Origin of the sequence: Kocuria sp. HSID16901 (genome assembly GCF_003989425.1) — a bacterium.
In the GTDB taxonomy this organism is placed as follows: domain Bacteria; phylum Actinomycetota; class Actinomycetes; order Actinomycetales; family Micrococcaceae; genus Rothia; species Rothia massiliensis.
The window spans coordinates 72,542-98,299 of record NZ_RBLM01000002.1 but is presented as its reverse complement, the minus strand read 5'-3'; the positions used below and the strand labels follow the sequence as shown (position 1 = coordinate 98,299).

Genomic DNA, 25,758 nt, shown 5'->3' with positions numbered 1-25,758 from the left:
TCAGCATTCAGTGCGAACCATCGCTTAAAATGAACGATTCGCATCTGGGGCAAGCTTACTCAGATGCGAATCATTCACAATTTAGAGGATGGTTATACGTTGAGGTCCGGCTTCTCATTCCTCGACGACGGGCCGATCTTTGAGGCCGCCGTGGACCCTCTGCCGGAGGCCCTCTTATTAGCGCCACTGAGATGGTCCTGAGCAAAGGGCTCCAACCGACGTCGGTGGCCCTCAGATCGGGTGGGATCTTTGACCTCACCGATCAGCTCTTCCAACACGTCTTCGAGGAACAATACCCCCACCGTCGCCCCTCCCGGGGAGACCACGCGTGCCACGTGGCCATGCGTCCTTTGCATGGTCGCCAAGGCGTCTTCAACCGTGGTCTCGGGGCGAAGGTTGATCAACGAGCGGACTCTGGTCAAGGGCGTGGGCAAGCGATATCGCTCCTCCGGAATGGAGAGAACGTCTTTAACGTGGAGGTAGCCCAGGTAGCTACCGTCCTCCGATTCCAGGACAAACCGGGAGAATCCCGTCCGCCCGACCGCTTTCTCCAGGGCATGAGGCGAGCAATCGGAGGGCAAGGTCACCAGCTTGTCGACCGGGACCATGACGTCACCCACCGACTTTTCCGAGAATTCCAGCGCGCCGGTCAGCATGCCGTCCTCATCGGTCACCAAGCCTTCGGCTGTGGATTCCTCCACGATCGTCTGGAGCTCTTCCAGAGTGAAGGTCGACGAAACCTCGTCTTTGGGCTCGACCTTCATCAGTCGAAGAGCCGAGTTGGCAATCCAGTTGAGGAAGACGATCACCGGTTTGACCGCGTGGGCCGTCATGACAAGGGGCGGTGCGAGCCACAAAGCCGCCTTGTCAGCAACCGACACGGAGATATTCTTCGGAACCATCTCTCCGAAGATCACATGCAGGAAGGTCACGACGAGCAATGCCAGCAAGAAGCCGATCACATCAGCGGCCGAAGCCGGCACGCCGATATGCATCAGCGGCTCCGCGACGAGGTGATGTAACGCCGGTTCGGCGACGTTCAAGATCAACAACGAACACACCGTGATGCCCAACTGACAGCACGCCAACATCAGCGAAACGTGTTCCATGGCGCGCAAGGCCGTGATAGCTCGCTTGTTCCCAGCCTCCGCGAGGGGTTCAATCTGAGAACGGCGAGCGGACATGATCGCGAATTCGCCACCCACGAAGAAGGCGTTTCCAGCGAGCAGAACGATCAGCAGCATCAGGGATACCCAGTCGTTCATCGCGAGCCTCCCTTCGTGGCGGGTTTCGCATTGACATCGTGGTCCACGGCCCTCACGGGGCCAAGGTCCTCGGAGAGGGTTTCATCGGATTCGCGAACCGCCGGGGTGAACAAAATACGGTCCACTCGTCGATGGTCCATGCGTTCTACTTCCAGGATTCCGGTTTCGATCGGCACCGTGTCCCCTACTTCGGGAATGCGCCCCAATCGATCCATCATGAAGCCGCCCATAGTTTCGAAGGCGGGATCGTCGTCGATATCGAGAGGCGTCACTTTATCCGTCACCTCGTCAGGCCTCATGAGGCCCGGGAAATGCCAGCGACCGTCGGCGGTCTCGAGCACGCCCGGAACCGCCCGGTCATGTTCGTCGGCGACCTCACCGACGATCTCTTCGACCAAGTCTTCCAAGGTAGCGATGCCAGCCGTTCCCCCGTATTCGTCGAGCACCACGGCAACCTGTAGAGCGGACTCTCGAAGCTCACGCAGCAGCGCATCCAGATGAATGGTCTCCGGAACTCTGAGGACTTCGTCCATGAGCGCACCAGCTTGAACGGTTTCGCGACGCTCAGGCGGGACGCCGACGGCGCGTTTGATGTGCACGACGCCTTTGACGTCGTCCTGATCCTCTTCATAGAGCGGAAAGCGTGAGTGTCCGGTCTTTCGAGCCTCACTGATGATCTCGGTCACACTGGCGCTCGTGGGCAACATGACAACCTGGCGTCGCGCCGTCATGACGTCGGAGGCGGTGTGTTCTGCGAAATTGAGGGTTCGAGCCACAAAGTTCGCGGTACCGACGTCCAGGGTTCCCAAGTCTGCGGATCGGCGCACCATGGATGAGAGTTCCTCGGGCGATCGTGCGCCGGAAAGCTCTTCCTTTGCTTCGAGTCCCAGGAGGTGCAAAACCTTATTCGCCGCACCGTTCATCACGACAACAAAGGGTTTCATCACGGCGGTGAAGGCAAGTTGATAACGTGCCAGCGCCCGTCCAATTCTGAACGAGTCTGAGATCGAGAGATTTTTGGGGATCAGTTCGCCCAGCGCCATCGACAGCAACGTCGCGATCAGCATGGAGACGATGAGGCTCAGCGCGGAGCCGATCGAATCCGGGACCGGAAGCATCTCAACAGTTCCGGAAAGTAATCCCTGGATTCCGACATCGAGCGTATAACCCGTCAACAGGGTGGTGATGGTGATGCCCAGCTGGCAGCTGGAAAGCTGCGTAGACAACGACTTCAGGCACCTCAGGAGAGGTTCCGCGCCGCGGTCACCATCGTGGATTTGGCGAATAACCGTCGGTTGATCGAGGGCAACAAGGGAAAACTCAACGGCCACAAAGAACCCCGTTCCCAGAATGAGAAGGAGTCCGGCCAGAACGAGTAACCATTCCATGGCGCTACTTCACCGTCTCAGCGAAACGGTGGCACACCAGAGGCGGCCCAGGGCAGATTTTCTTACAACTAAAAGGGTCGTCCATAAGGATTATGAGTCTACCGTGGCCGCTCAGCATCGGGAGATACTGTTCGTCCTTTTCCTCACGGTTTCGACCTTGGCGAACAGGAAAGGGCCGCGCCGAGTCGACGCGGCCCTCCACAAATTCGTGACAGTTTATGCCAACCAGGATCGGGTACGAGCCCGGCCTTCGTCGTAACCCGAGGCCGCCTGGACCCCTACGATCGCACGCTCATGGAACTCGCTGAGGTCATTGGCTCCGGCGTAGGTCATGGACGAGCGAACTCCCGCCGTGATCTTGTCGACGATATCTTCGGCACTCGGGCTTGACGGGTCCAAGTACATCGTCGAATTCGAGATGCCTTCCTCGAACATTGCTTTGCGAGCGCGCGTGAAAGCGTCTTCCGACCGGGTGCGGTGTTTGACGGCTCGCGTGGATGCCATGCCAAAGCTCTCCTTGTAGGGCCGGCCGTCGGAATCCAAATGAAGCTCGCCCGGGGCTTCGTACGTGCCGGCAAGCCAGGAGCCCACCATCACCATGCTGGCACCCGCGGCGAGCGCGAGGGCGACGTCGCGAGGGTGCTTGACCCCGCCGTCGGCCCACACATGTTTACCCAATTCGCGAGCAGCTGCGGCACACTCCACGACGGCGGAGAACTGAGGCCGGCCGACCGCGGTCATCATTCGCGTCGTACACATCGCGCCGGGGCCCACGCCGACCTTGACGATGTCCGCACCCGCCTCGATGAGGTCTCGGGTTCCGGCCGCACTCACGACGTTGCCGGCCACGATCGGAACCGTGGGGTTCAACGAACGCACTGCCGTCAACGCGTCGAACATCTTTTGTTGGTGACCGTGGGCTGTGTCCACGACCAGCACGTCCACGCCTGCCTCGAGTAAGGTTTGTGCCTTGCCGCGAACGTCCCCGTTGATTCCCACGGCGGCGCCGACAATCAGCCGCCCCGATGAGTCGAGGGCGGGCTTGTGAATCGTCGAACGGATCGCCCCGGAGTGCGAAAGGACCCCACGATAGAGGCCATCGCGGACGATGACGGCCATTTCGATACCTAGCTCTTCGCAACGATCGAAGACGCTACGGAGCGCCGCGTCGCGCTGGGGGCTTCCCCATGCGTCACCGAGGGCCAGGTCCGCCTCTTCGATCACCAACGGCATGGGATGGAGAATCGTTTCGACGGCGGCAGCCGGGTCTTCGCCTCGACCCTCTTCGCGTCGTACCAGTCCGATGGGTCGTGAATCTTCGTCGACCACCACGGCCTCCGTAAAGCGTCGATCGCCCAATCGCCGTAGAGCGTGTTCGATCGAGGTGTCCGGAGCGACGATGACGGCAGACTCCACAACGGGATCCGCCGTCTTGACCGACTCGATGATCCTGACGGCCGCATCTAGCGGAACATCTTGAGGCAAGATCGCCAACCCACCGCGACGGGCCAGGGTCTCCATCATTCGAGCGCCGGAAACGGCCGTCATATTGGCGGCAACGATCGGCGAGGTTGCACCCGTATGATCGCTCGTCGACAGATCAACGCCGAAGCGTGAGGTGACCTCGGAGCGCGACGGCACGAGGAAAACGTCGTTATAGGTCAGGTCTGTGGTGGGGCTATTCAAGAATTGCACTTGCCCTATGGTACCCAGATAGATCGAAAACCGATATGGCGACGGTGACTTTCGTCGTCACGGACCGGTCGATGGGCATCGGCTGAGATGCGATGCACAGGTCTTCCGGCAACTTGGGGCCGTGGCGGCTGGATAACGTCTGGCCAACCCTAATAGACTCGCCATTAGAAGGTTGCGCCATCCCGCATCGTCGCGGGGTACACGGCGGCTCGTAGCAGAACTGTGAAATCTGCCCTGCCCACCGCGCTTCGGCAGCATCCACAATTAGGTGTGGGCCAGTCTAGGATCCAATGGCCCAGACAGAACCAGCAAATGGAAGAGGCGTGAAGCTAGTGCCAGATCAGCCACAGCACCAGATCCCTGAGGAATTCGCCGGTAACGAATGGCTCGTCGACGAGCTCTTCGAGCAGTACCAGCAGGACAAGAACTCGGTGGACAAGAAGTGGTGGCCCATCTTTGAATCCATGGAGGAGAAGGAAGGCGGCAAGACGGCATCGACTCCCACGAAGTCATCGGCTCCGGCCGCCGCCTCCCAGTCTTCGGCTCCGCAGGCCGCTCCGGCGAAGAAGTCGGCCCCTGAGAAGAAATCTGCTCCCGCCGATCAGCCCACGCAGAAGGCCCCGGCAGAGCGCAAGGCACCAGCCAAGCAGGAGACGGACGCTCCTCAGCAGTCCGAGACGAAGAGCGCTTCCAGCTCGAAACTCCCGATCCCCGCTCAGCTCCCGGAAGCCGGCAAGAACGACGTCGAAGCCGAAGAAGACAAGGTCGAGACTCTCCGCGGGCCTGCCAAGGCTGTCGCCGCCAACATGGACGAATCGTTGACGGTTCCCACCGCCACCACGGTCCGCGCCGTTCCGGCCAAGGTTTTGATCGACAACCGGACCCAGATCAACGACTATCTCAAGCGCACGCGCGGCGGTAAGGTCTCCTTCACCCACATCATCGGGTACGCAGTGGTCAAGGCGTTGAAGGCCTTCCCGTCCCAGAACGTCGTCTACGGCGAGAATGAGAAGGGCCGTCCCGCCGCGATTCACCCGGCACACATCAATTTCGGTTTGGCCATCGACATGCCCAAGCCGGATGGCTCTCGCAACCTCGTCGTTCCCAACATCAAGAAGGCCGAGACCCTCAATTTTGCCGAGTTTTGGGCCGCATACGACGACATGGTCAAGCGGGCCCGTGACAACAAGCTCACAGTCGAGGATTTCAAGGGCACGACCGCTTCGCTGACCAACCCGGGCGGAATCGGCACCGTTCACTCGGTCCCGCGTTTGTCGAAGGGTCAGGCGTGCATCATCGGCGTCGGCGCCCTCGACTACCCCGCCGAACGCCGCGGCACCTCCCCCAAGACCTTGGCGCGAGAGGGCGTGTCGAAGATCCTCACCCTGACCTCAACCTACGATCACCGAGTGATCCAGGGCGCGGGCTCAGGCGAATTCCTGAAGCTGATCGACCAGTATCTGCTCGGTGAACATGGCTTCTACGACGAAATCTTCGAGGTCCTGCGCATCCCGTACGAGCCCGTGCGTTGGGCCGTGGATAACCAGGTCAATCCCGAGGAAGAGATCAACAAGGTTGCTCGAATCCAGCAGCTGATCCACTCGTATCGAGTTCGCGGCCACCTGATTGCCGAGGTCAACCCGCTCGAATACGTGATGCGTAAGCATCCCGATCTCAACATCGCCACGTACGGCTTGACGTTGTGGGATCTGGACCGCGAGTGGCCCACCGGCGGGTTCGGCGATGCTCCCAAGCTCACGCTTCGGACCATCCTCGACCTCCTTCGCGAGGCCTACTGCCGCACGCTCGCGGTGGAGTACATGCACATTGAGTCCCCGAGCGAGCGCCAATGGTTCCAGCAGCAGCTCGAACATGGCTACACCAAGCCGGGCCGCGATGAGCAGCTGCGCATCCTGGGCAAGCTCAACGCTGCGGAGGCCTTCGAGATCTTCCTCCAGACCAAGTACATCGGTCAGAAGCGGTTCTCCCTCGAGGGCGGCGAGTCGCTCATTCCGCTCCTTGATTCCATCATCTCGGGCGCTGCCGACCAGGGTCTGGCCGGTGTGGGCATTGGAATGGCACACCGTGGCCGCCTCAACGTGTTGACGAACATCGCCGGCAAATCCTATGCACAGGTCTTCCGGGAATTCGAAGGTGAACAGGATCCCCGCCTCGTGGGCGGATCCGGTGACGTCAAGTACCACCTCGGTACCGAAGGCGTGTTCACCTCGGACGCCGGAAACGAGACCCAGGTCTACCTTGCGGCCAACCCCTCGCATCTCGAGGCGGTCAACCCCGTACTCGAGGGCATCGTGCGCGCCAAGCAGGACCTCCTCGACGAGGGCGGCGAGTCCGACAACGCCTATGGTGTTCTGCCGATCCTGGTCCATGGCGACGCCGCGTTTGCCGGCCAGGGAATCGTCGCGGAAATCATGCAGATGTCGCAATTGCGCGGTTTCAAGGTGGGCGGCACGGTGCACATCGTGGTCAACAACCAGGTGGGCTTCACGACGACGCCGGGCGAGGGACGTTCCTCGACCTACGCGACCGATATCGCTCGCATGATTCAGGCGCCGGTGTTCCACGTGAATGCGGACGACCCCGAAGCGGTCGTGCGTGTCGGCCAGCTAGCCTTCGAGTACCGTCAGCGGTTCAAGAAGGACGTCGTCGTCGACATGGTCTGCTACCGCCGCCGTGGACACAACGAGGCCGATGATCCCTCGATGACTCAGCCGTTGATGTACCAGCTGATCGAGGCCAAGCGCTCGACCCGCAAGCTCTACACCGAGTCTCTGATCGGTCGTGGAGATATTTCACCGGAAGAGGCCGACCGGGCGCTCAAGGATTACCAGGAGCGGCTTGAACGGGTCTTCACCGAAACCCACGAGGCTCAGACGTCTTCAGCGCCTCTGGTCACCGGCGACGCCGCTGCTGTGTCGAATATCGAACGACCGGCCGCTCAGCAGATCGAGGACTCGGTCTACTCCCCCGAGACCACCGCGGTCTCGCAGGAGGTCGTTGCCCGCGTGGGCGAGGTCCACAACGAAATGCCCGAAGGCTTCACGATTCACAAGAAGCTCGGACAACTCGTCAAGAAGCGCCACGAAATGGCCCAGAACGGAAAAATCGACTGGGGCTTTGGCGAGCTGATCGCTTTCGGTTCGTTGCTCATGGAGGGCGTTCAGGTCCGCATGTCCGGCCAGGACGTTCAGCGTGGCACGTTCGTTCAACGCCACTCGGTCTTGCACGATCACGAAACCAATGCCGAATGGGTTCCGTTGCGTCACCTGGCCGATGACCAGGCGAAGTTCATGATCTACAACTCGCTGTTGTCGGAATATGGCGTCATGGGCTTCGAATATGGATACTCGGTCGAGCGTCCGGATTCGCTGGTGATTTGGGAAGCGCAGTTCGGCGACTTCTTCAATGGTGCCCAGATGATCATCGACGAGTTCATCTCGTCGGCCGAGCAGAAGTGGGCCCAGCGTTCCTCGCTCGTGTTGATGTTGCCGCATGGTTACGAAGGCATGGGCCCGGACCACTCCTCCGCCCGCATGGAACGCTTCCTGCAGCTCTGCGCGGAGAACAACATGACCGTGGCTGTACCCACGACGCCGGCCAACCACTTCCACTTGTTGCGCCGTCACGTTTACAGCCGTCCTCATCGTCCGCTGGTCATCATGACGCCGAAGCAGCTCTTGCGCCTGAAGGCGGCGACCTCCGAGGTTTCCGACTTCACGCAGGGCGATTTCCAGGCGGTCATTCCGGATCAGGGTGGGCTCGACGACTCCAGCGTCAAGCGCGTCATCATGGTCTCGGGTCGTCTGTACTACGATCTCGCGGCCCGACGGGAAAAGAAGGGGCTCAACAACACGGCCATCATCCGTGTGGAGCAGCTCTACCCGTTGCCGCTGGACGAGATCAAGGAGCAGCTGGCTCGCTACCCCGAAGCGGATGTGGTGTGGGCTCAGGACGAGCCGGCCAACCAGGGCCAGTGGCCCTACCTGTCCGTGTCGATGCTTCCGCTGTTGGACCGCGAGGTTCGCCTGGTGTCCCGCCCGGCTTCGGCTTCCCCCGCCACCGGCACGGGCAAGCGTCACCAAGCTGAGTTGGAACACCTGGTTCAGCAGTCCTTCGACTAATCTGAATCGCGTGAGCCTCTGGCCGCGTATTCGTCGGTTTTCGGCCAACGAATACGCGGCCAGAACATGCGGGCAAGGACTAGAACGTTTATCGTTACGTTAGATGCACTCTTCCTCGGGTAGCCGAGGTCAGGGACGACGTGACGCCGTAGACAACAGAAAGAATCTCGTGGAGCAACGCAACATTCGGATCGTGGCAGTCGGAGACGACCTGCTTGCTGGCATTGGGGACCCGCGCGCCCTCGGTTGGTTCGGGCGTGTCATGGCACGTACACCTCAGCACGTGGCCCCCGTGGTCTCCTACAACCTCGCCGCTCCCGGCGAAGGAAGCGAGACCCTCAACGATCGGTGGTTCGAGGAAGCCAGCCGTCGTTTCGCGACGGGCGCTGATAACCGCCTGGTGATCGCGCCGTCGACCTTCGACATCGACACGGGTTTGACCAATGCCCGCAGTCGCCTCAACCTCGCCAACATGGTGGACCTGGCTTCACAGAACAACATGAAGGTTTTGGTCGTCGGTCCCCCGCCCACCTTGGACGCCGAGCGCAACCGCCGGATCGCGGATCTCTCCGCCGCCTATGCGGATGTGACCACGCGCCGTCGTCACGTCTATGTGGATACTTTCAACCCGTTGCAGCATCACGAACAGTGGCGTCAGGACCTTGCGGCCAACGACGGACGCCCCGGACAGGCCGGCTACGGCCTCATGGCCTGGCTTGTGCTGCACCGCGGTTGGTACTCCTGGTTGCAGCTCCCGGAGCCCAACTAACTCGCTTTGGTGGAACCAAGCTCACCACCCTGAGCCTCGCTTCGGGGGTGCGGGCTTCTGGTTTCGTCTGGCACAATAGATCACAATGCCTAGTATTCGGGGTACTACCGCCTTGCGCGGAGTGCCGTCATCACTGGGCTGACCATATTAGGGCCGCTCCCCGTGCCAAGCACCGGGTAGCGCGGAAGGAGGCTCACATGAGCAAGCGTGGACGTAAGCGCAAGGATCGCCGCAAGAACGCAGCTAACCACGGCAAGCGCCCCAACTCCTAAAGAGTTGGACATGCCATGACGCGCGTGGACTACGGTCCGCCGCGAGCGCGTCGACGAAAGGGCTGGGATGCATCAAGCATCCCAGCCCTTTCGTTGTTTCCAACTTGCCCCGTTAGGAAGCCATTGGCCGGCGATTTTCCTCGTGTTGGCCGAGACCCGTGTGATCGTGTGCGGAGGTATCGGGGCTATCCCGCAATACATCGATTTTGGCCAGAATCGACTGTTTGAGTTCTTCTGGGGCCGGCTCGCTACAGGATCTCTTGACCGAAGAACGAATCAGGCATTCCAGGTCATATTCCCTCGCGCAAAGTTCGCATTCATTGAGATGCGCACAGATGTCTTCAATGTCTGCCGGCGAGAGTGCGCCGTCCAGATATTCGTACATGCTCTGAATCTTGTCCTCGCGGCATCCGCCGTTTTCGTGGCAGTCTGTCATGTTCAAATTCCTTCCTTTCCTCGATGGCGGGCTTACCGCTGCTCGACGCTCTCGGCGTCTGATGAATTCTGAGTGGTGTGCTTGGACTTCTGTCCGGATTTTGCCTTTTCGGTGGAGAATCCAAGCTCCGACGCATAATCGGCTAGCTGCTCTCGCAACATTCGCCGTCCTCGGTGCAACCTGGACATCACCGTTCCGATGGGGATATCGAGAATTTCGGCGATCTCCTTGTAGGCGAACCCTTCAACGTCCGAGTAATACACGGCCATACGGAAGTCTTCCGGAAGGTTCTGGAGTGCATTTTTGACGTCGCTGTCCGGCAGATGATCCAGCGCTTCGGATTCCGCCGATTTCAGGCCTGACGAGGTGTGAGCCGAGGCTTGGACCAGCTGCCAGTCCTCGACCGAATCGGTGTTTGCCTGGTGGGGCTCGCGCTGACGTTTACGGTACAAATTGATGTACGTATTCGTCAGAATTCGATACAGCCAGGCTTTGAGGTTCGTTCCCGGCTTGTATTGGTGAAATGCCGAGAATGCTTTGGTGTACGCCTCTTGAACAAGGTCCTGCGCATCCGCCTGATTACGCGCCATTCGCAACGCAGCCGCATAGAGCTGGTCGATATATTGCATGGCCTCCCGTTCGAATCGAGCTTTGCGCTCTTGATTCGATTCGTGGGATACGTCGACTGTCTCCACGGATTCCTTCCGGCGGGTCGTGATGGTGCTTTCGGACCAGTCTAGAAGGTTCGTCTCCTCGGTGCCCCGCTCGGACTCCCCGACCCGCGTCATAGGACGCGATAAAGTCGTGGTCATCTCGACAATTCACCCCTCATGATTCGCCTCATCCTTGTCGTGCATGTCAACGAGGTAAACGGAGCAAATATTCCGCAGGGCAGGTTCGGTGTTCGCAGGGCACGAAACCTTTCTAAGCCTTGTCTTCTTGTAGCTTCGATCCCCTAGGATAAAGATGAACCCACGGGTTTTTGTCACGGTGCCCATCCGGCACCTATCGCGAAAGCCCACGTTGAGGAGGAACTATGACCATCGTTCGCAAACTCGCCCGCCCCCTGTTGGCGACGTCGTTCATCTACAACGGTGTTAACCGGTTGCGTAGCCCGGAATCCGCCAAGCACCTGAAGCCGATCATCGACACCGCTGCAAAAGCCTCTCCTCAGCTCGCCCCGTTGCGCGGCCAGGAGCGCCTCATCGGCCAGTCGCTGTCGGCAACCCAGATTGCGGCGGGCGCACTCTTTGCGCTGGGACGTTTCCCCCGCTTGTCGTCGACTCTGCTCCTCGTGACCGGCACCATCGATGCTTACGTTGAGTACGCCACCGCTGAAAAGGAAACCAAGGAACAGAAGAACGTTCGGTTGGCACAGGGCGTCAAGAGCGCTTCTCTGATCGGTGCTGTGGCCCTGACATCCGTCGACACCGAGGGCAATCCCTCACTCGCGTGGCGAGCCAACAAGCTCGGCGCGGACGTCAAGAAGAAGTCCTCCAAGATCAGCGACGACCTCAAGAAGAAGTCTGAGGACGTCTTCAGCAATTAATGCAGGCCGTCGATGAAGTTCAGGCCTCATCCACATGCCGGGGGTCCGCTTTCGTGGCGGGCCCCCGGTGGCGCTTAAAATGAGCCGTACCTACCGAAACTCGCCACTGCATACTTCCAGAGGACTTGCTTGAATCACTCCCCAGCCCCAGATTGGCCCGCGCCAACCCTCTCCCCCGACGAGGAATGGAGCGCAACGGTCCGTGTTCCCGGCTCAAAGTCGTTAACCAATCGTTATCTCATCTTGGCGGCAGTGGCCGATGCCCCCAGCGAAATCCGCGGAGCACTCGATTCACGCGATTCTCGTCTCATGATGGCCGCGCTGGAGTCGCTCGGCGCACGATTCGACAGCACGGCACACGGACTATTGGTGACGCCCCTGTCCAGAGGGCGGGATTTCACCAAGGTTGATCCCAAATCTCCTGAGGTCTCCATTGACACGGGCCTAGCAGGAACCGTCATGCGGTTCGTTCCTCCCTTGGCCGCAGTACTGGGCATCGATACGCATTTTGATGGGGACCCCGGAGCCCGACTACGACCCATGGCCCCAGTGATCGAGGCCGTACGCCAGCTGGGATCTACCGTCGATGATTCCGACACGGGACACCTACCGTTTTCCCTGAAAACAACACGGCGTCCCGATTCCGAACCTCATCGCAGCGGTTCACCTCAACACGTCGTCATCGACGCCTCCGCCTCAAGCCAATTTCTTTCGGCGTTGCTTTTAGTGGGTGCGTTGCTTCCCCACGGACTCCACGTCGAACACCGAGGTCAGGGCATTCCTTCGATGCCTCACATCGGCATGACGATCGCGACCCTCCAAGAATTCGATATTCACGTTGAGCAGGCGGGGCCGTCGTCGTGGTTCGTTCAGCCTGGGACGCCACGAGCTCACGACGTCGTCGTCGAACCCGATCTCTCCAATGCGGGACCCTTCTTAGCGGCGGCGGTCGTCACGGGCCAGAAAGTCACGATCCCCGATTGGCCTGCAGAGACGACTCAGGGTGGAGATGAATGGCGGACCATCCTCCCCCAGTTCGGTGCCGAAGTTCGCCGCTCCGGAGCCGACCTTATAGTGCGCGGGCCCCAAGGGGGCGCGTGGGCAGACGCCATACCGGGCATCGATATCGATCTTCAGGGTGCCGGCGAATTGGCTCCGACCGTCGCCGCCATCGCCGCTCTGTCTTCGAAGCCTTCTCGCCTGCGAGGCATCGCTCATCTGCGGGGGCACGAAACCGACCGGCTCAAGGCCCTCGTCACGGAAATTCGACGCCTCGGCGGAATGGCCGAGGAAACGGAAGATGGCGTGACCATCGATGCACCCGTCCGCAATGGTGCACTCTTCGAGACGTACGCCGACCATCGAATGGCAACCGCCGGAGCGGTCATCGGGCTCATACTCCCCGACGTCGTGGTCCGCGATGTCGAGACGACGTCCAAAACGCTTCCTGGGTTTACGGAAATGTGGGACGAAATGCTCGCGAGCCGGGAGGTTTGATGGCTCGTCAACCCTCCAGGTCCTGGGACGAATCGGACGTTCGGGTCCGTGCCAATAAGCGCGGTTCGCGTCCACGGACCAAAGAACGTCCAGCCCATCGAGACGCCGTCATCGGCCGTATCGTGACCGTGGACCGAGGCCGCTACACCGTGGACTTGGGCGAGGACGGCCCCGGCCGCCTCATTACCGCCGTCCGTGCGAAGGACCTGCGCCGTACCCCCGTGGTCGTGGGCGACCTTGTCGGATTGGTAGGTGACGTCAGTGGGGCCGAAGGGTCCCTAGCCCGTTTGGTTAAAGTGCTGGAACGTTCCACGGTTCTCCGACGAAGCGCGGATGACACCGACCCCGTCGAAAGGGTCGTCGTCGCAAATGCCGATCAGCTGATCATTGTGGTCGCTGCCGCCAATCCGACGCCACGAACGGGATTCATCGATCGATCCATCGTGGCGGCTACAAATGCCGGCATCCAGCCCGTACTCTGTATCACCAAAACAGACCTCGGCGACGCAACAGACTTGAGAGAGTACTACTCCCACACGTCTCTCAAGATCCTGACCAGTTCCCCGATGGGCTCCGCGGAAGAATTCACTCGAGTTGGAACCCACGAAACACTTCGCCTCGATCCGAGTCTTCTGGCCACCTTGAAGTCCGAATTGAACGGCCACGTCAGCTTCTTTTTGGGCCATTCTGGCGTAGGAAAATCGACTCTCGTCAATGCGCTGTCTGGGGCATCGCGCTCCACCGGTGGCGTTAACCTCGTGACGGGGCGTGGGCGGCACACGTCATCGTCGGCGCTGGCGATTTCCCCCGAGTGGGGTCTTTCCGGCACGTGGGTCATCGACACCCCCGGCATCCGGTCGTTTGGCCTGGCACATGTGGAAAAGGATGACATCGTCGCCGCATTCGATGATCTCGCCCCCGGATCGGCCCAGTGCCCCAAAGGGTGCACTCACGCAACAGACGCTTCGGACTGCGGAATCGCGGCACTCGTCCGATCCGGCGAACCCGGACCACGAGGCGAAGAACGTCTGGAATCACTGCGCCGGCTCCTCGGAGTTGCCGAGGAAACCGGACTCGCCGAGACCAAGGAGCTCGGCGGTGCCTGAGACCCAGACCGCACTCATGGGTTAACCTGGAAGGCATGACTTCGATGAGCCCGTATAACGATGACCTCCGTTTGGCACACGTCATCGCCGACGCCGTGGACCGATACACACTCGGAAGGTTTCAGGCTCAGGACTTCACCGTTGACACCAAACCGGACCTGACGCCCGTCACAGACGCCGACCGCGAAGCCGAACAGCTGGTCCGTTCACACTTGAATCGCGCCCGAACCCGGGACTCCGTTTCTGGGGAGGAATTCGAATCCACGGGTTCCTCGCCACGTGAATGGGTGATCGACCCCATCGACGGAACCAAGAATTTCGTTCGCGGCGTGCCGGTCTGGGCGACACTCATCGCACTGCTGGATCGAGGCAAGCCGGTCGTGGGTCTCGTCTCGGCACCGGCCCTACAACGGCGCTGGTGGGCCGCCGAAGGTACGGGCGCATTCACCGGTCGGTCGCTCGCCAAGGCGACACGCATCGAGGTCTCTGACGTCGCATCCCTTCCAGATGCTTCACTTTCTTTCTCGTCTCTGTCGGGCTGGAAATCCGCTGGCCTACGCGATCAATTCCTTGACCTCACAGACGAGGTTTGGCGAGTCCGCGGGTTTGGAGACTTCTGGTCCTATTGTCTTCTTGCGGAGGGAGCCGTAGATATCGCCTGTGAGCCAGAACTTGCGCTCCACGATATGGCAGCTCTCGTGCCCATCGTGACGGAAGCCGGAGGGCGATTTACGTCTCTGGCTGGGGAAGACGGTCCACACGGAGGCAACGCATTGGCAACCAACGGGGCTCTTCACCCTGCGGTTCTGCAGAAACTCAACACCAGCGATGCCACGGCCGAGGAAGCGAACGTATCTGAGGCTTTTCGGGGCCGGCACGTCGCGGAATCTCCGTAAAACCAGGCGCGTCCTGGGCGGACCCACTTCGCTCGTGGCCTGCCGCACGAATCCCCGAAAAATGGCCATAATAAAACCCCCGTCGCCCTCAAGGCGACGGGGGTTTGCTGAACTCAGCGAACGCTAATTTCCTGCTTGATTGGCGATGTAGTCATCAATACATTGCTGATAAGAGGATGAGTTAGCGTTCCCGTATCCGCCACAATTCTGAGCGGCTTCGTTCGCGATGGAGAACGAGAAGATCCAGAAGATCAAGAAGATCACCGACACGATCGCGCCGATGGCGCCCAATATAATGCCGACGATCGGCATGGCCTTACCGGCACCTGGCGTCTTACCGAGTTTCTTGATGGCTACGATGCCGAGAATAATCGCGACGATACCCGCCAACGCCGGGAACACCAGCCAGCACAAAACGAGGCTGCCGATACCGCAGATCATGGCCGCCAGCCCCATTCCCCACCCGTTGGGGCGCTGCGGCTGGCTCGTGGGGTACTGCTGCTGATACTGGGGCTGCCCGTAGCCGTTGCCCGAATACTGAGCCTGCTGGCCCTGATAGGAGTCATAAGGCCGGGGGCTACCCCCGTAGTGACCGGGGGTGCCGTTGGTATTGGACTGGTTTCCGTAAGAGTCCGCACCCGTGCCATAAGCACCAGGCTGGGCATACTGCGGCGCTCCGCCGTCGTGCTGTTGGCCGTTCTGCGGGGACGTGCTGCCGTACCCCCCGTAGGAACCATCCTGGGCGGAAGAGTCGCCGTAAGAGCCGTAGGAACCCGCCTGGTAGCTCTGTTGTGACGAGTCATTGTGGCCGTATCGAGGCTGATCCGACTGGTAAGCACCGCTTTGGCCATACTGTTGTTGGCCAAAGCTCGACGTTCCCTCGGCTTGACCCTCCCGTTCTGCATCCCACGGCTTGGAGTCATGGCTCCGTTCTCCGTAGCGGGGAACCGAGCTGCCTCCCCCGTTCTCGGCGTCGAGATTTTCGTTGTCGGACGAAGGATCCTTGGTCATCGGTGACACTTCCTCGCTTCAGCTCTAGATGGTGGTTCGCGCGCTGCGGTGCCGCGCGTTTACTCATTTCATCACATTCTTGGATACCCTCGCGAGCACGGGGCTCACGGGCTCGAGCTCTGTGGCTCGAGGCACCACCGATGTGATTCACGTTTGTACCTAGTGGGCATCTCTTCACTGCTCTTTAAATGCAACAGGCCCGGGCCTCATACATGAGACCCGGGCCTGTTGAACGTGACCAAAAACGGTCACCATTTGTGGAGATGCGGGGAATCGAACCCCGGTCCGATGCAGCATTGCCAGGGTTTCTCCGGGCGCAGTTTGTATATCGGTGTTTTCGGCTCCGGCACTTCCACAAACACATTGCCGCCGAACCTATCCGTATAAAAGTCCCCTAGTTCCCTACGGAGAAGAACTAGAGCAGTGGCCTTCTAAACTGATACTAGGATCCGGGTCGAAAGCGAACCCGGGCTAGCAGACTGCTCTGGCTACTTACGCAGCGAGAGCGAAGTCAGTGCGCTTTTCAGATTTGGCACTTATTGTTTTGCAGAGAACGTTTACGAGATGACTCTGCGTTCTCGGCCCGCTTCACCTGCCGCAACTGGCATCGTCGAAACCGATCATCCCCATATGTGGTTTTCAATCAACCGACTGGAGCACAGAAAACTACGTCGCTTTGCTCCAGACCTGTTAAATATACTCCTTGCAGTCCATGTTGGGAAGCCAAGCGCCCATCACCACCTAAGCCCGGCGGCCTGCGGTGCCACATCATCGACTAGACTTGCGAGATATGGCTTCCACTGACTTTCCCGCAGAAATCAAAGACCTCCGTGCGACGTACTCGTCCATTGCTCAGGTCAGCGACATCGAGGGCATCCGTGCAAGCATCGCGGAGCTCTCGGAAGCGGCGGCCGCGCCGAATCTGTGGGACGATCCCGACGCTGCACAGCAGGTGACATCCAAGTTGTCTCACCGTCAGTCAGAGTTGGAACGCTTGGAACGTTTGCAGGAACGCATCGACGACCTCGAAACCATGGTTGAGTTGGGTCAAGAGGAAGACGATTCTGCACTCATGGCCGATGCCGAGGACGAACTCGTGTCCATCCGCCGGGCCTTGGCAGACCTCGAAATCGTGACCCTCTTGTCTGGTGAATACGATCCTCGAGAGGCCGTGGTCACCATTCGCTCCGGAGCCGGCGGCATTGACGCCGCGGACTTCGCAGAAATGCTGATGCGCATGTACCTGCGGTGGGCGGAAAAGAACGGATACGCCACCAAAGTTTTGGATACGTCGTACGCCGAAGAGGCCGGCCTTAAATCGACGACGTTCGAAGTCAAGGCCCCCTACTCCTTCGGACGGCTCTCCGTTGAGGCCGGGACCCACCGTCTCGTGCGCATTTCCCCTTTCGATAACCAAGGTCGTCGACAGACCTCCTTCGCCGCCGTGGAAGTTATCCCTCTCATCGAGCAGACCGATAGCATCGAGATCCCAGAGAGCGAGATTAAGGTCGATGTGTTCCGCTCCTCTGGCCCAGGCGGCCAGTCGGTGAATACCACCGACTCGGCGGTCCGCATGACGCACCTCCCAACCGGAATCGTCGTCTCCATGCAGAATGAAAAATCGCAGATCCAGAACAGGGCGGCCGCACTGCGCGTCTTGCAGTCTCGGCTACTCCTTCAACGGCGTGAAGAAGAAAACGCCAAGAAGAAGGAACTAGCCGGCGATGTAAAAGCGTCGTGGGGAGATCAAATGCGTTCGTATGTTTTGAACCCTTATCAAATGGTCAAGGACCTTCGAACCAATCACGAAGAAGGCAACCCCAGCGCGGTTTTTGACGGCTCGATCGACGAGTTCATCGATGCAGGCATTCGGTGGCGCGCGGGACAACGCCAGGCGGATCAGGCCTAATACCTCAAACTGCCCCATCGCGGGCGAAAGAATACGATAGACAATCCATGGCACAGAAGAACAAGAAGTCAACAAAGAATGAGGACGGGCGCAAGGTCATCGCGACCAATCGCAAGGCCCGCCACGACTACAACCTCCTCAGCACGTATGAGGCAGGTATCGCTCTCCTAGGCACCGAGGTGAAATCCTTACGTGATGGCGGAGCTTCGATCGTCGATGGATTCTGCCAAATGACACGCGGCGAGCTGTATTTGGAGAATATCCACATCGCCGAGTATGGACATGGTTCCTGGACTAACCACGAGGCCCGCCGGCGACGCAAGCTGCTCCTCCACAGGATGGAGCTGCGGAAGCTGGAGCAAAAGACCAAAGAAACCGGTTACACCATCGTGCCGATCCAACTGTATTTCCGGGATGGCAAAGCGAAAGTGGAAATCGCTTTGGCCCAGGGTAAACGCGAATACGATAAGCGGCACGCCCTGAAGGAAGCTCAGGACAAACGTGAGGCCCAACGGGCGATGCGCTACCGGAACCTCGGATAAGGCGATCCCTCTTCCCCATCGGTGATGGGATGCACTTTCCACGCTCTCGCGGGGCTACGAGGTGGACTCCTCGACTTCGGTTTCCGGCTGTTGCGTGTAGGCCCGCTGACGTTCTCGCATACCCATGGTGATATGTCGCATGTCGACCTGGTCGTCGAAGCCTGACCCCAAAGCGCCGGCGACGACGCCCATCGAAGCACTGAGCCACGCAATGGATGCGTAGTTATTGATCCCCACGTCTTCATTCAGCACAGAAGCCATGAACGATGGATCAATCACGATGAGTCCCGAGACGAAGATGAAGACCCACAAGGCTGCATAGAGCCATATCACGCAGATGAGCAACGTCATCACGGTCGAGAGGTTATAGAGCAACACCACTTTGGACAGACGGGCATATCTGGGTCGATCCCACAGCTTGTTGCTCACCAGGAGCCAAACGACCATCGAACACACCGCCAGAACGGATATGACCAAGAGTCTTCCCGTGGACAACGCATCTGACATCTGCCAGATGGAGTTGTAGAAAACGCCAAAGGCTCCGGTGGCCGCCGCCGTGGCGAGAGCTCTCGACAACTTGGGAGCGGTCCTCCAGGGCTCATTGCCCAAGATGACGCCGAGGACCGTTCGCGCGAATCCTGTTCTCGGGTTCGCTAGCATGATCAGGCTCTTACGTTCGTCGCGTGAAACCCATTGCCCCCACCCGTCGTCGGTATACGTTTCCGCGACGTCGTCCATCGTCATCAGTCGATACGCGCAGTCCACGATGATGCGCAGGAGCTTCGATTTGGTTGCCCAAGCACCAACGGTAGGACAGGACACGATAGCAACGCGCTCGTCGGGGTACGCTTCGGCGATCAGCGGCCGGCGCTTGAGGTACCTGGGGATTTCGGTCAGTAGAATAACGAGATCGACTCGTCCTTCGGAGAGATTCTCGACGGCCCGCGCCTCTAGGGCGTGATCCGGGCGAATACGAAGTAACTCGCTCCGAGACTCAACCTCGAGCGGCCGCCGAGACAGGACCTGCAACCTGCCTTGAAGAGAATCCCGGATCGCGGCCAATCTCCGGCTGGGCAGGCCGGGATCCGCGATAACATGCACCACCATTACAGGGCTGGCATCCACTGTCGTCATTGTAAAAATGTTACCCGTCGCTGGCTTAAACAAGAAAAGGTCCACCGAAAATTTTCGGTGGACCTTTCTTCCGCCCGTGGAATTACTGGCGTAGATAACGGACAGCGTCTCGGATATCGCCGTCCTCGACGATCTTGCCGTGCTCCAAGACGACGCCACGCTCACAGAGGCGCTTGACCATATCGAGATCGTGGCTCACCACGACCAACGTCTTTCCGCGCTGCGAGAGCTCCTTGATCTTCTTGATGCACTTCTTCTGGAAAGGCTCATCGCCCACGGCCAGAATCTCATCGACCAAGAAAATTTCAGGATCCGTATGCACGGCGACGGCGAAGGCAAGTCGCAGGTACATACCCGAGGAGTAGAACTTAACCTCGGTATCGATGAACTGCTCGATCTCGGAGAATTCGACGATGGAGTCGAAATTCTCGTCGATCTCTTGCTTGGTCATGCCCAGAATCGCACCGTTGAGGTAGACGTTGTCTCGGCCCGTGAGATCCGGGTGAAAACCTGCGCCCACCTCAATCAGACCGGCGATTCGTCCCCTCGTCATCAACTCACCAGAATCCCCGTGCATCACGCCGGAGATGAGCTTCAATAGGGTCGACTTTCCGGAACCGTTCAAGCCCAGGAGAGCCACTCGTTCACCCTCGTGGATATCCAATGACACCCCATCGAGTGCATTGAATTTCTGGGAGAGATCGCCTTTTCGCCCCTTGATGAGCCACACAAACGCTTCCTTCATGGAACGCGTGTGCCTCAGGACAAACCGTTTCACCAGGTTGTCGATCTTAATAACCACCGGTTCCGACGAAGGAACATAGGGCGGCATCGGCTTCGAGAGCTCGGGATCGTTATCAAGCCACGACACGATAAATCAGAGCTCCTGTGCGAAGTTGCCTTCGAACTTGCGGAAAAGCAAGTCACCAATGAAGACAACGACAAGCGAAATAATGACGGCCAACGGAGCCATCTGGGTGATCAGGTGAGGCGGAACGTGCCATTCCATGTCGATGGTCGGGTACCAAAACGCGTAGTGGAAAAGCTCTACAGCAACCGTGATGGGATTCAAGAAATAAATGTGAACCAACCAGTCTGGCGCTTTATCAGCCACACGCTCCCACGGGTACATGATGGGTGACATCCAGGTGAGCATCATGACCAGGAGATCGACCAGGTTCTCCGAATCACGGAAAAACACATTGGCGACGCCAAAAATCAGGCCCAGCCCGTAGGCGAAGACCATCAGAATCGCCATACCCAATACGGCACAAGCCAGTTGCATGACGTTCGGATGCCATCCGACCACAAAGTCGGCTATGAGCAGCACCAACAGTTGTGGCGCGAAGTGAATCAGTCCAACCCAAATAGTCGACACCGAGAACAATTCCCGGGGAAGATAGATCTTCTTGATCAGTGCCCCATTGCCCACAAAACATCGCGCACCGTTGCCAAAGGCCTCACCGAAGAAGTTGATCAGGATGATGCCGGAGAACAGATAGACCGCATAATTTTGCAGTCCTTTGTTCAGTTCAAGGAACACGCCCAACGCCAGATAAAAGACGATGAACTGTACGCCCGGCTTGACGTAGGACCACAGGATGCCCAGGACGGATCCTCGGTATCTCACCTGAAGTTCCTTGTCGACCAGGAGCCGCAGCAGGAAGGTGTGTTTAGGAACGTCAAGCAAGCCCCGACCACGGCCGGGGCGCTTGAACTCTCGATTGATAATTTCTGTCATCGCGTCAGTTCGGAATCCGTATGCTGATCGAAGGTTTTTTTCCAGGCCTCGAAGGACGTGATTCGAGACGCAGCCTCACGATACTGCTTCCGCAAGGAAGGCCAGTTCCGCAAGATCTGGGCATGCAGACGGGTCGCTTCGACGAGCTTGTCCCGCAACTGCTCCGGCTGGCGACGGTACCACGAGATTGCGGTCCCCTCCGCGTTGGAAACCAGCGCAGAGTCGTATTGAGACATTCGCCACCACCGGTTGTCTTGGTGGGCGATGTGCGCCTGAGGATGATCTTGAGCGGTCTCCTTGACTGGCTTAACCAGCTGCTTGGTAAGGGTCTTCACCGCCCACGGGACCAAGGACTTATACGAAGGAGCGTGGAATCCCCGGCCATTGCGCGGTGGCTTATCCATGTGCGGTTCTGGGAAGTCCTCAATGTCTTCCTTGAACTGGGCATCCGGGTACTTCTTCATCAAGGCCCGAATTTCCGGAAGCCGCTTCGGCTGAATTTCGTGCAGTTGATCCGGTCCCCCGAGAACATCTCGTAACGCCATGATCCGACCGTGCTCCGTGAAGTACTGCATAGAAATCAGATGCTTCACGTCGGCGTACGATGACTCGCGAAGGAGCCTTCCGCCTCGCTCGTACGGCGAATGCAACAAGGCCGCAATGATGCGGTTACGAATATGGAAATACGCTTGCCAGCCGACCAGGTCGTCCTTGTCGATCCACGAGACATGCCACACCGCGGCACCGGGCAGTGAGACCGTGTGATATCCGGCCCTCTTGGCACGCAAACCATACTCGGCGTCGTCCCACTTGATAAAGACAGGAAGTGAGAGTCCGATTTCCTTGATGACCTTGGTGGGGATGAGGTCCATCCACCAACCGTTGTAGTCGACGTCGACTCGGCGATGTAGCCAGGAGGTCGAACGCAGGTTGGAGCTCAAGAAATCGTGTCCCAGGGACTGCTCTTCGTGCGGCTGATCCGGCTGGAAGCGATACGTATTCACGATTTCGCCAAAGGTGTGCAGAACGGTCCGGTTGTAGAGATCGAACATGTGTCCGCCCACAATGGTGGGTTTCCGGCACAGATCGGCGAATGTCAGCAGGCGGGAAATGGATTCCGGCTCAACCACGACGTCGTCGTCCAACAACAACGCGTAGTCGCTACCGTTCTCGACGGCTTCGTACATTCCTCGGGAAAAGCCACCCGAACCGCCCAGGTTGCCCTGGTTGATAATCCGAAGCTTGCCCTGGAGAGTCGCAGCGACTTCTTCAAATTCATCCTGATCTTGAACCTTTTTGGTTCCCTGGTCCACGATGAGGATCTCTTGCAGATTCTCGAGAACCTCGGGGTTCTCCCCTAGTGACCGCAGGTTGTTCAGGCAGAAGTCGGGCTTGTTGAGCGTCGTAATCTCGAGGGTGATTTGACCCGGCTTGCTGTCTGCATCCGAATAACCCATCCAATCAGCGGTTTCCAAAACCAGCGACTCATTGCCGGCTACCAGGTCAAACCAGTACCAGCCGCCGTCACCGAAAGGCTTCAACGGAAGGTCAAAAGTAGTGTGCATCTTTCCAGAGACGCGCTTAGAGGCCACCCGCTGAAGCGATCCACGAGCGTTCGACTTATAGACGATGACCGTGCCCTCACCGTGAGTATGGAGGGAGAGGCAGACGTCTTCGATGCTAGTCCAGCGCTTCCAGTACGACGCCGCGAATGCGTTGAAGTAGGTAGCGAAGGAAAGTCGAGCTCCTGCACGGATCAACGTGGAGCGACGATCGATGAAGTCCTCGACGTGAGTGTCAGAGCCGGCGGGGGTTGCCGCGGACTCCTGCTCCGAAGAAGACTGACCCTTCTTGGCGCCGCTTGAGCCCTGGCTTCCCAGGGATCCGTTCATCGTCGACAACTGAACGCCGGTTGCTTGACCGGAGTCGACGTAGAGCGCCACCGTGTCCATCTGTTCCGCGGGCGGAAAGATCACACGCTGAAGGGTTTTGAGCCCCTGAGTCTGAGATTCTTTTACCTGAGTGGTCATGCGTCGACTCCTCCACTCTCGAGCTTCTGGCCGCCTTCAAAATGGGGCCGAATCTTGTTGTCAAACATGGAAAGCGCTGAACCGATGGCCATGTGCATATCGAGATATTTGTAGGTTCCCAGTCGTCCACCGAAGAGGACGGAATCTTCACCGCGGGCAAGGTCGCGGTACTTGAGAAGCATCTGACGATCGGCGTCGGTGTTCACGGGGTAATAGGGTTCATCGCCCTTTTCCGCAAATCGTGAGAATTCACGCATGATCACGGTGGCGTCCTTGGTGTAATCCCGTTCCGGGTGGAAATGCCGGAACTCGTGAATGCGTGTGAACGGGACGTCTTCGTCGGGGTAGTTCATGACCGAGCAACCCTGGAAGTCCTGAATCGGCAAGACTTCTTCCTCAAGGTCGATGGTGCGCCATGAAAGGTCACCCTCGGCAAAATCGAAGTAACGATCCACCGGACCGGTATAGATCACCGGCACCTGTCCTCGAACCTTCGAGCGAGCAAATTCGTGTGAATCGTCAAAGAAATCGGTGTCCAAATGGACCTCGATATTGGGGTGGTCCGCCATACGCTCAAGCCAGGCGGTGTACCCGTCAACAGGCAGACCCTCATGGGTGTCATTGAAGTAGCGATTGTCGTAGGTGTACCGAACCGGTAGGCGATTGATGATCGAAGCGGGCAAGTTCTTCGGATCCGTCTGCCACTGCTTGCCGGTGTAGTGCTTGATGAACGCCTCATACAAGGGACGCCCGATGAGCTGGATGCCCTTGTCATTCAGGTTCTGCGGATCCGTGCCGGCAAGCTCACCAGCTTGTTCCTTGATCAAGTCACGAGCTTCCTGGGGGCTGTAGGCCGCCCGGAAGAACTGGTTGATGGTTCCCAGGTTGATCGGCATCGGGAAGACCTCGTCCTGGTGCCGCGTGTAAACACGATGAACGTAGTTGGTGAATTCAGTGAATCGGTTGACGTATTCCCACACGCGCTCATTCGAGGTGTGGAACAAGTGCGCACCATAGCGGTGGACCTCGATGCCGGTCTTCTCTTCCTTCTCGCTGTAGGCGTTTCCGCCAATGTGCGAGCGCCGGTCGATCAGGGCAACCTTGAGTCCCAATTCCTTGGCCGCCTGCTCTGCGACAGTCAGGCCAAAGAGACCAGACCCTACGACCACTAGATCTGCGTTCACGCAAAAACTCCTGTTGCTCTTACGCCGGGACGCCGGGCGCCCACGGCTTGACGTGTCCGCCTCCCGACTCAACGTCAGGTGCGAATATCTCAGTTCGATCCTAATAGAAAGCTCGCTTGGACCAGCCAGCACACGACGAGAGCCCCTGATTCTTCGTGATGGATCCACCATCCGAGGGTCTCATTTTCCCGACGCGCACTCTATTGTCCGCTCCGATCCTCCAAAAGGTTCGGGCTCTACCTTCCCACGAGGGCAAACGGTATTCACCGTCCACGGACCCGCAATTTCCGAAAATATCTGGCGATTCTTCCACAACTGGACGTCAGAACGTTGTCGTGCGTGGCGGTGGACCACCTGATGTGGACTCAAATGATCGTATGAAACTACGGATCGCCGTCATCGACCCGGCGCTCAGCCTTCGACATGAGATTTCTGTCTCTGCGAGGCACGGGCTTTCGGGACGTGCACTTGCAGAATTCCTGAATCATGAGTTGGGGCGTACGGTTCAACTTCACGTCGCTGGGCGTCCCCTGGCCTCGTGCCATTGGGGCGAGGCTCCGCTTACGGATGGTGCGACGCTTACTATGTCGTCCAGTTCCGCGTCCGAAGGCGCTGGCCCCTACCTGGTATGTGTCGAAGGAGCAGGCTGCGGAGCCTTCTGGAGCGTTCGGCGTGGGACCACCGCCGTCGGACGAGATGTCACGGGCATCCGTATCGATAACGGTTCTTTAGCTCCGGAGGTCGGAGCGTTCGTGATTGACAACTCGGGAATATCTTTCATCAGCCGGTCAAGACCGAGCGCGGCACGGAAAATCCCGGGTGAGGGTTGGAATATTGCGGGCTCTATTCTCCGAGTCATTCATGATCTGCGTCAGGCCCACCCGAAACCATCGGACCGTGCGATACCACGGGCTCACGTTCAGCTGCGATCTAGTGCATCAGGGTGGAAAACGCTGTTGGCCACCATGCTGATTCCCGTTGCAGCAGGCTTATTCATGGCATGGATGTGGAATTTCTGGGCAATGGCAATCTTTAGCGCCGTCAGTGCCCTAACCAGCCTTTCCCTCTGGTGGGCACGCAGCGGTGGTCCCGGGAAAAATCGCCGGGTGCTCCGAGCGGCCCGTCAACGCGAAATCGCCCAGCTCGATGCGGTGTGTCCGCCTCTTGGCTTTCGCCTGGCAAAGAGGATGCT

General features: G+C 58.9%; 20 protein-coding genes and 1 other RNA gene. 9 read left to right on the top strand and 12 right to left on the bottom strand.

The genetic code is table 11. The features are described from left to right. Positions 1-92: 92 nt before the first annotated feature. The 3 genes from D8M21_RS02630 to D8M21_RS02620 all read right to left on the bottom strand — a co-directional run bounded on the left by D8M21_RS02630 (position 93) and on the right by D8M21_RS02620 (position 4,348). Positions 93-1,265, bottom strand: a complete 1,173-nt coding sequence (locus D8M21_RS02630) for a hemolysin family protein (protein WP_065424258.1) — start codon at positions 1,263-1,265, stop codon at positions 93-95. Further along, the gene (locus D8M21_RS02625) at positions 1,262-2,653 is read right to left on the bottom strand and encodes a hemolysin family protein (protein ID WP_065424259.1); all 1,392 of its coding nucleotides are present in this window, start codon (positions 2,651-2,653) and stop codon (positions 1,262-1,264) included. Before D8M21_RS02625 ends, D8M21_RS02630 begins: the two co-directional genes overlap by 4 nt. A 216-nt stretch (positions 2,654-2,869) precedes the next feature. After that, positions 2,870-4,348, bottom strand: coding sequence for a GuaB1 family IMP dehydrogenase-related protein (locus D8M21_RS02620; protein WP_048680258.1), 1,479 nt, complete (start codon positions 4,346-4,348; stop codon positions 2,870-2,872). A 332-nt stretch (positions 4,349-4,680) separates the two neighbouring features. On the opposite strand from D8M21_RS02620, the gene D8M21_RS02615 reads away from it, so the two are divergent. The 3 genes from D8M21_RS02615 to D8M21_RS11620 all read left to right on the top strand — a co-directional run bounded on the left by D8M21_RS02615 (position 4,681) and on the right by D8M21_RS11620 (position 9,531). Then, the gene (locus D8M21_RS02615; protein WP_126855686.1) at positions 4,681-8,490 is read left to right on the top strand and encodes a multifunctional oxoglutarate decarboxylase/oxoglutarate dehydrogenase thiamine pyrophosphate-binding subunit/dihydrolipoyllysine-residue succinyltransferase subunit; all 3,810 of its coding nucleotides are present in this window, start codon (positions 4,681-4,683) and stop codon (positions 8,488-8,490) included. Positions 8,491-8,659: 169 nt separating this feature from the next. Beyond that, positions 8,660-9,259: a GDSL-type esterase/lipase family protein gene (locus D8M21_RS02610; RefSeq protein ID WP_048680261.1), complete on the top strand. Its 600-nt coding sequence runs from the start codon at positions 8,660-8,662 to the stop codon at positions 9,257-9,259. 197 nt (positions 9,260-9,456) lie between these two features. Next, positions 9,457-9,531, top strand: a complete 75-nt coding sequence (locus D8M21_RS11620) for a 50S ribosomal protein bL37 (protein ID WP_371811975.1) — start codon at positions 9,457-9,459, stop codon at positions 9,529-9,531. Positions 9,532-9,643: 112 nt separating this feature from the next. Here the strand turns inward: D8M21_RS11620 and rsrA are convergent, their stop codons facing one another. Together rsrA and D8M21_RS02595 are read right to left on the bottom strand one after the other, a co-directional pair. Continuing rightward, positions 9,644-9,967: a mycothiol system anti-sigma-R factor gene (gene rsrA, locus D8M21_RS02600; protein ID WP_065424260.1), complete on the bottom strand. Its 324-nt coding sequence runs from the start codon at positions 9,965-9,967 to the stop codon at positions 9,644-9,646. Between the two features lie 32 nt (positions 9,968-9,999). Continuing rightward, positions 10,000-10,779, bottom strand: a complete 780-nt coding sequence (locus D8M21_RS02595) for a sigma-70 family RNA polymerase sigma factor (protein ID WP_238650992.1) — start codon at positions 10,777-10,779, stop codon at positions 10,000-10,002. 224 nt (positions 10,780-11,003) lie between these two features. Between D8M21_RS02595 and D8M21_RS02590 the strand changes: the two genes are divergently transcribed. From D8M21_RS02590 to hisN, 4 genes are all read left to right on the top strand, one after another. Beyond that, complete coding sequence (locus D8M21_RS02590) at positions 11,004-11,516, top strand: DoxX family membrane protein (RefSeq protein ID WP_048680263.1); 513 nt, start codon at positions 11,004-11,006, stop codon at positions 11,514-11,516. Positions 11,517-11,645: 129 nt separating this feature from the next. Further along, a complete protein-coding gene (aroA, locus tag D8M21_RS02585; RefSeq protein WP_048680267.1) occupies positions 11,646-13,013 on the top strand; it encodes a 3-phosphoshikimate 1-carboxyvinyltransferase in 1,368 nt (455 codons plus the stop codon). Continuing rightward, entirely contained in the window at positions 13,013-14,119 is a 1,107-nt protein-coding gene (gene rsgA, locus D8M21_RS02580) for a ribosome small subunit-dependent GTPase A (protein WP_048680270.1), read from the top strand. The genes aroA and rsgA overlap by 1 nt, the downstream gene beginning before the upstream one ends. A 35-nt stretch (positions 14,120-14,154) precedes the next feature. Beyond that, positions 14,155-15,015, top strand: coding sequence for a histidinol-phosphatase (gene hisN / locus D8M21_RS02575; protein WP_048680273.1), 861 nt, complete (start codon positions 14,155-14,157; stop codon positions 15,013-15,015). A 123-nt stretch (positions 15,016-15,138) separates the two neighbouring features. On the opposite strand, the gene D8M21_RS02570 is transcribed toward hisN, so the two are convergent. Together D8M21_RS02570 and ssrA are read right to left on the bottom strand one after the other, a co-directional pair. Then, complete coding sequence (locus D8M21_RS02570) at positions 15,139-16,026, bottom strand: DUF4190 domain-containing protein (protein WP_048680275.1); 888 nt, start codon at positions 16,024-16,026, stop codon at positions 15,139-15,141. 255 nt (positions 16,027-16,281) lie between these two features. After that, positions 16,282-16,654, bottom strand: a transfer-messenger RNA (tmRNA) gene (gene ssrA, locus D8M21_RS02565). Between the two features lie 162 nt (positions 16,655-16,816). Here ssrA and prfB point away from each other — a divergent pair. Beyond that, on the top strand, positions 16,817-17,935 hold the full coding sequence (prfB, locus tag D8M21_RS02560) for a peptide chain release factor 2 (protein ID WP_048680277.1): 1,119 nt from the start codon (positions 16,817-16,819) through the stop codon (positions 17,933-17,935). Between the two features lie 47 nt (positions 17,936-17,982). After that, positions 17,983-18,477 (top strand): SsrA-binding protein SmpB, encoded by a 495-nt coding sequence (smpB, locus tag D8M21_RS02555; protein ID WP_048680279.1) that lies wholly within the window; start codon positions 17,983-17,985, stop codon positions 18,475-18,477. A gap of 54 nt (positions 18,478-18,531) precedes the next feature. On the opposite strand, the gene D8M21_RS02550 is transcribed toward smpB, so the two are convergent. The 5 genes from D8M21_RS02550 to glf form a co-directional block, all read right to left on the bottom strand. Then, a complete protein-coding gene (locus D8M21_RS02550; protein ID WP_126855642.1) occupies positions 18,532-19,611 on the bottom strand; it encodes a hypothetical protein in 1,080 nt (359 codons plus the stop codon). An 82-nt stretch (positions 19,612-19,693) separates the two neighbouring features. Then, positions 19,694-20,443: an ABC transporter ATP-binding protein gene (locus D8M21_RS02545; RefSeq protein WP_048680605.1), complete on the bottom strand. Its 750-nt coding sequence runs from the start codon at positions 20,441-20,443 to the stop codon at positions 19,694-19,696. 45 nt (positions 20,444-20,488) lie between these two features. Continuing rightward, positions 20,489-21,352, bottom strand: a complete 864-nt coding sequence (locus tag D8M21_RS02540) for an ABC transporter permease (RefSeq protein WP_048680288.1) — start codon at positions 21,350-21,352, stop codon at positions 20,489-20,491. Further along, positions 21,349-23,382 (bottom strand): glycosyltransferase, encoded by a 2,034-nt coding sequence (locus D8M21_RS02535; protein ID WP_048680290.1) that lies wholly within the window; start codon positions 23,380-23,382, stop codon positions 21,349-21,351. The genes D8M21_RS02540 and D8M21_RS02535 overlap by 4 nt, the downstream gene beginning before the upstream one ends. After that, positions 23,379-24,566 (bottom strand): UDP-galactopyranose mutase, encoded by a 1,188-nt coding sequence (gene glf / locus D8M21_RS02530; RefSeq protein ID WP_048680292.1) that lies wholly within the window; start codon positions 24,564-24,566, stop codon positions 23,379-23,381. The genes D8M21_RS02535 and glf overlap by 4 nt, the downstream gene beginning before the upstream one ends. Positions 24,567-25,758 lie beyond the last annotated feature (1,192 nt).

What these genes read in the sequence shown, in the direction of transcription:
- D8M21_RS02545 (WP_048680605.1), bottom strand. Translation starts at nt 20,443, where the DNA reads ATGCCGCCCTATGTTCCTTCGTCGGAACCGGTGGTTATTAAGATCGAC.
- D8M21_RS02590 (WP_048680263.1), top strand. Translation starts at nt 11,004, where the DNA reads ATGACCATCGTTCGCAAACTCGCCCGCCCCCTGTTGGCGACGTCGTTC.
- D8M21_RS02550 (WP_126855642.1), bottom strand. Translation starts at nt 19,611, where the DNA reads ATGACGACAGTGGATGCCAGCCCTGTAATGGTGGTGCATGTTATCGCG.
- D8M21_RS02540 (WP_048680288.1), bottom strand. Translation starts at nt 21,352, where the DNA reads ATGACAGAAATTATCAATCGAGAGTTCAAGCGCCCCGGCCGTGGTCGG.
- smpB (WP_048680279.1), top strand. Translation starts at nt 17,983, where the DNA reads ATGGCACAGAAGAACAAGAAGTCAACAAAGAATGAGGACGGGCGCAAG.
- D8M21_RS02535 (WP_048680290.1), bottom strand. Translation starts at nt 23,382, where the DNA reads ATGACCACTCAGGTAAAAGAATCTCAGACTCAGGGGCTCAAAACCCTT.
- D8M21_RS02595 (WP_238650992.1), bottom strand. Translation starts at nt 10,779, where the DNA reads ATGACCACGACTTTATCGCGTCCTATGACGCGGGTCGGGGAGTCCGAG.
- D8M21_RS02570 (WP_048680275.1), bottom strand. Translation starts at nt 16,026, where the DNA reads ATGACCAAGGATCCTTCGTCCGACAACGAAAATCTCGACGCCGAGAAC.
- rsrA (WP_065424260.1), bottom strand. Translation starts at nt 9,967, where the DNA reads ATGACAGACTGCCACGAAAACGGCGGATGCCGCGAGGACAAGATTCAG.
- D8M21_RS02625 (WP_065424259.1), bottom strand. Translation starts at nt 2,653, where the DNA reads ATGGAATGGTTACTCGTTCTGGCCGGACTCCTTCTCATTCTGGGAACG.
- prfB (WP_048680277.1), top strand. Translation starts at nt 16,817, where the DNA reads ATGGCTTCCACTGACTTTCCCGCAGAAATCAAAGACCTCCGTGCGACG.
- rsgA (WP_048680270.1), top strand. Translation starts at nt 13,013, where the DNA reads ATGGCTCGTCAACCCTCCAGGTCCTGGGACGAATCGGACGTTCGGGTC.
- D8M21_RS02630 (WP_065424258.1), bottom strand. Translation starts at nt 1,265, where the DNA reads ATGAACGACTGGGTATCCCTGATGCTGCTGATCGTTCTGCTCGCTGGA.
- hisN (WP_048680273.1), top strand. Translation starts at nt 14,155, where the DNA reads ATGACTTCGATGAGCCCGTATAACGATGACCTCCGTTTGGCACACGTC.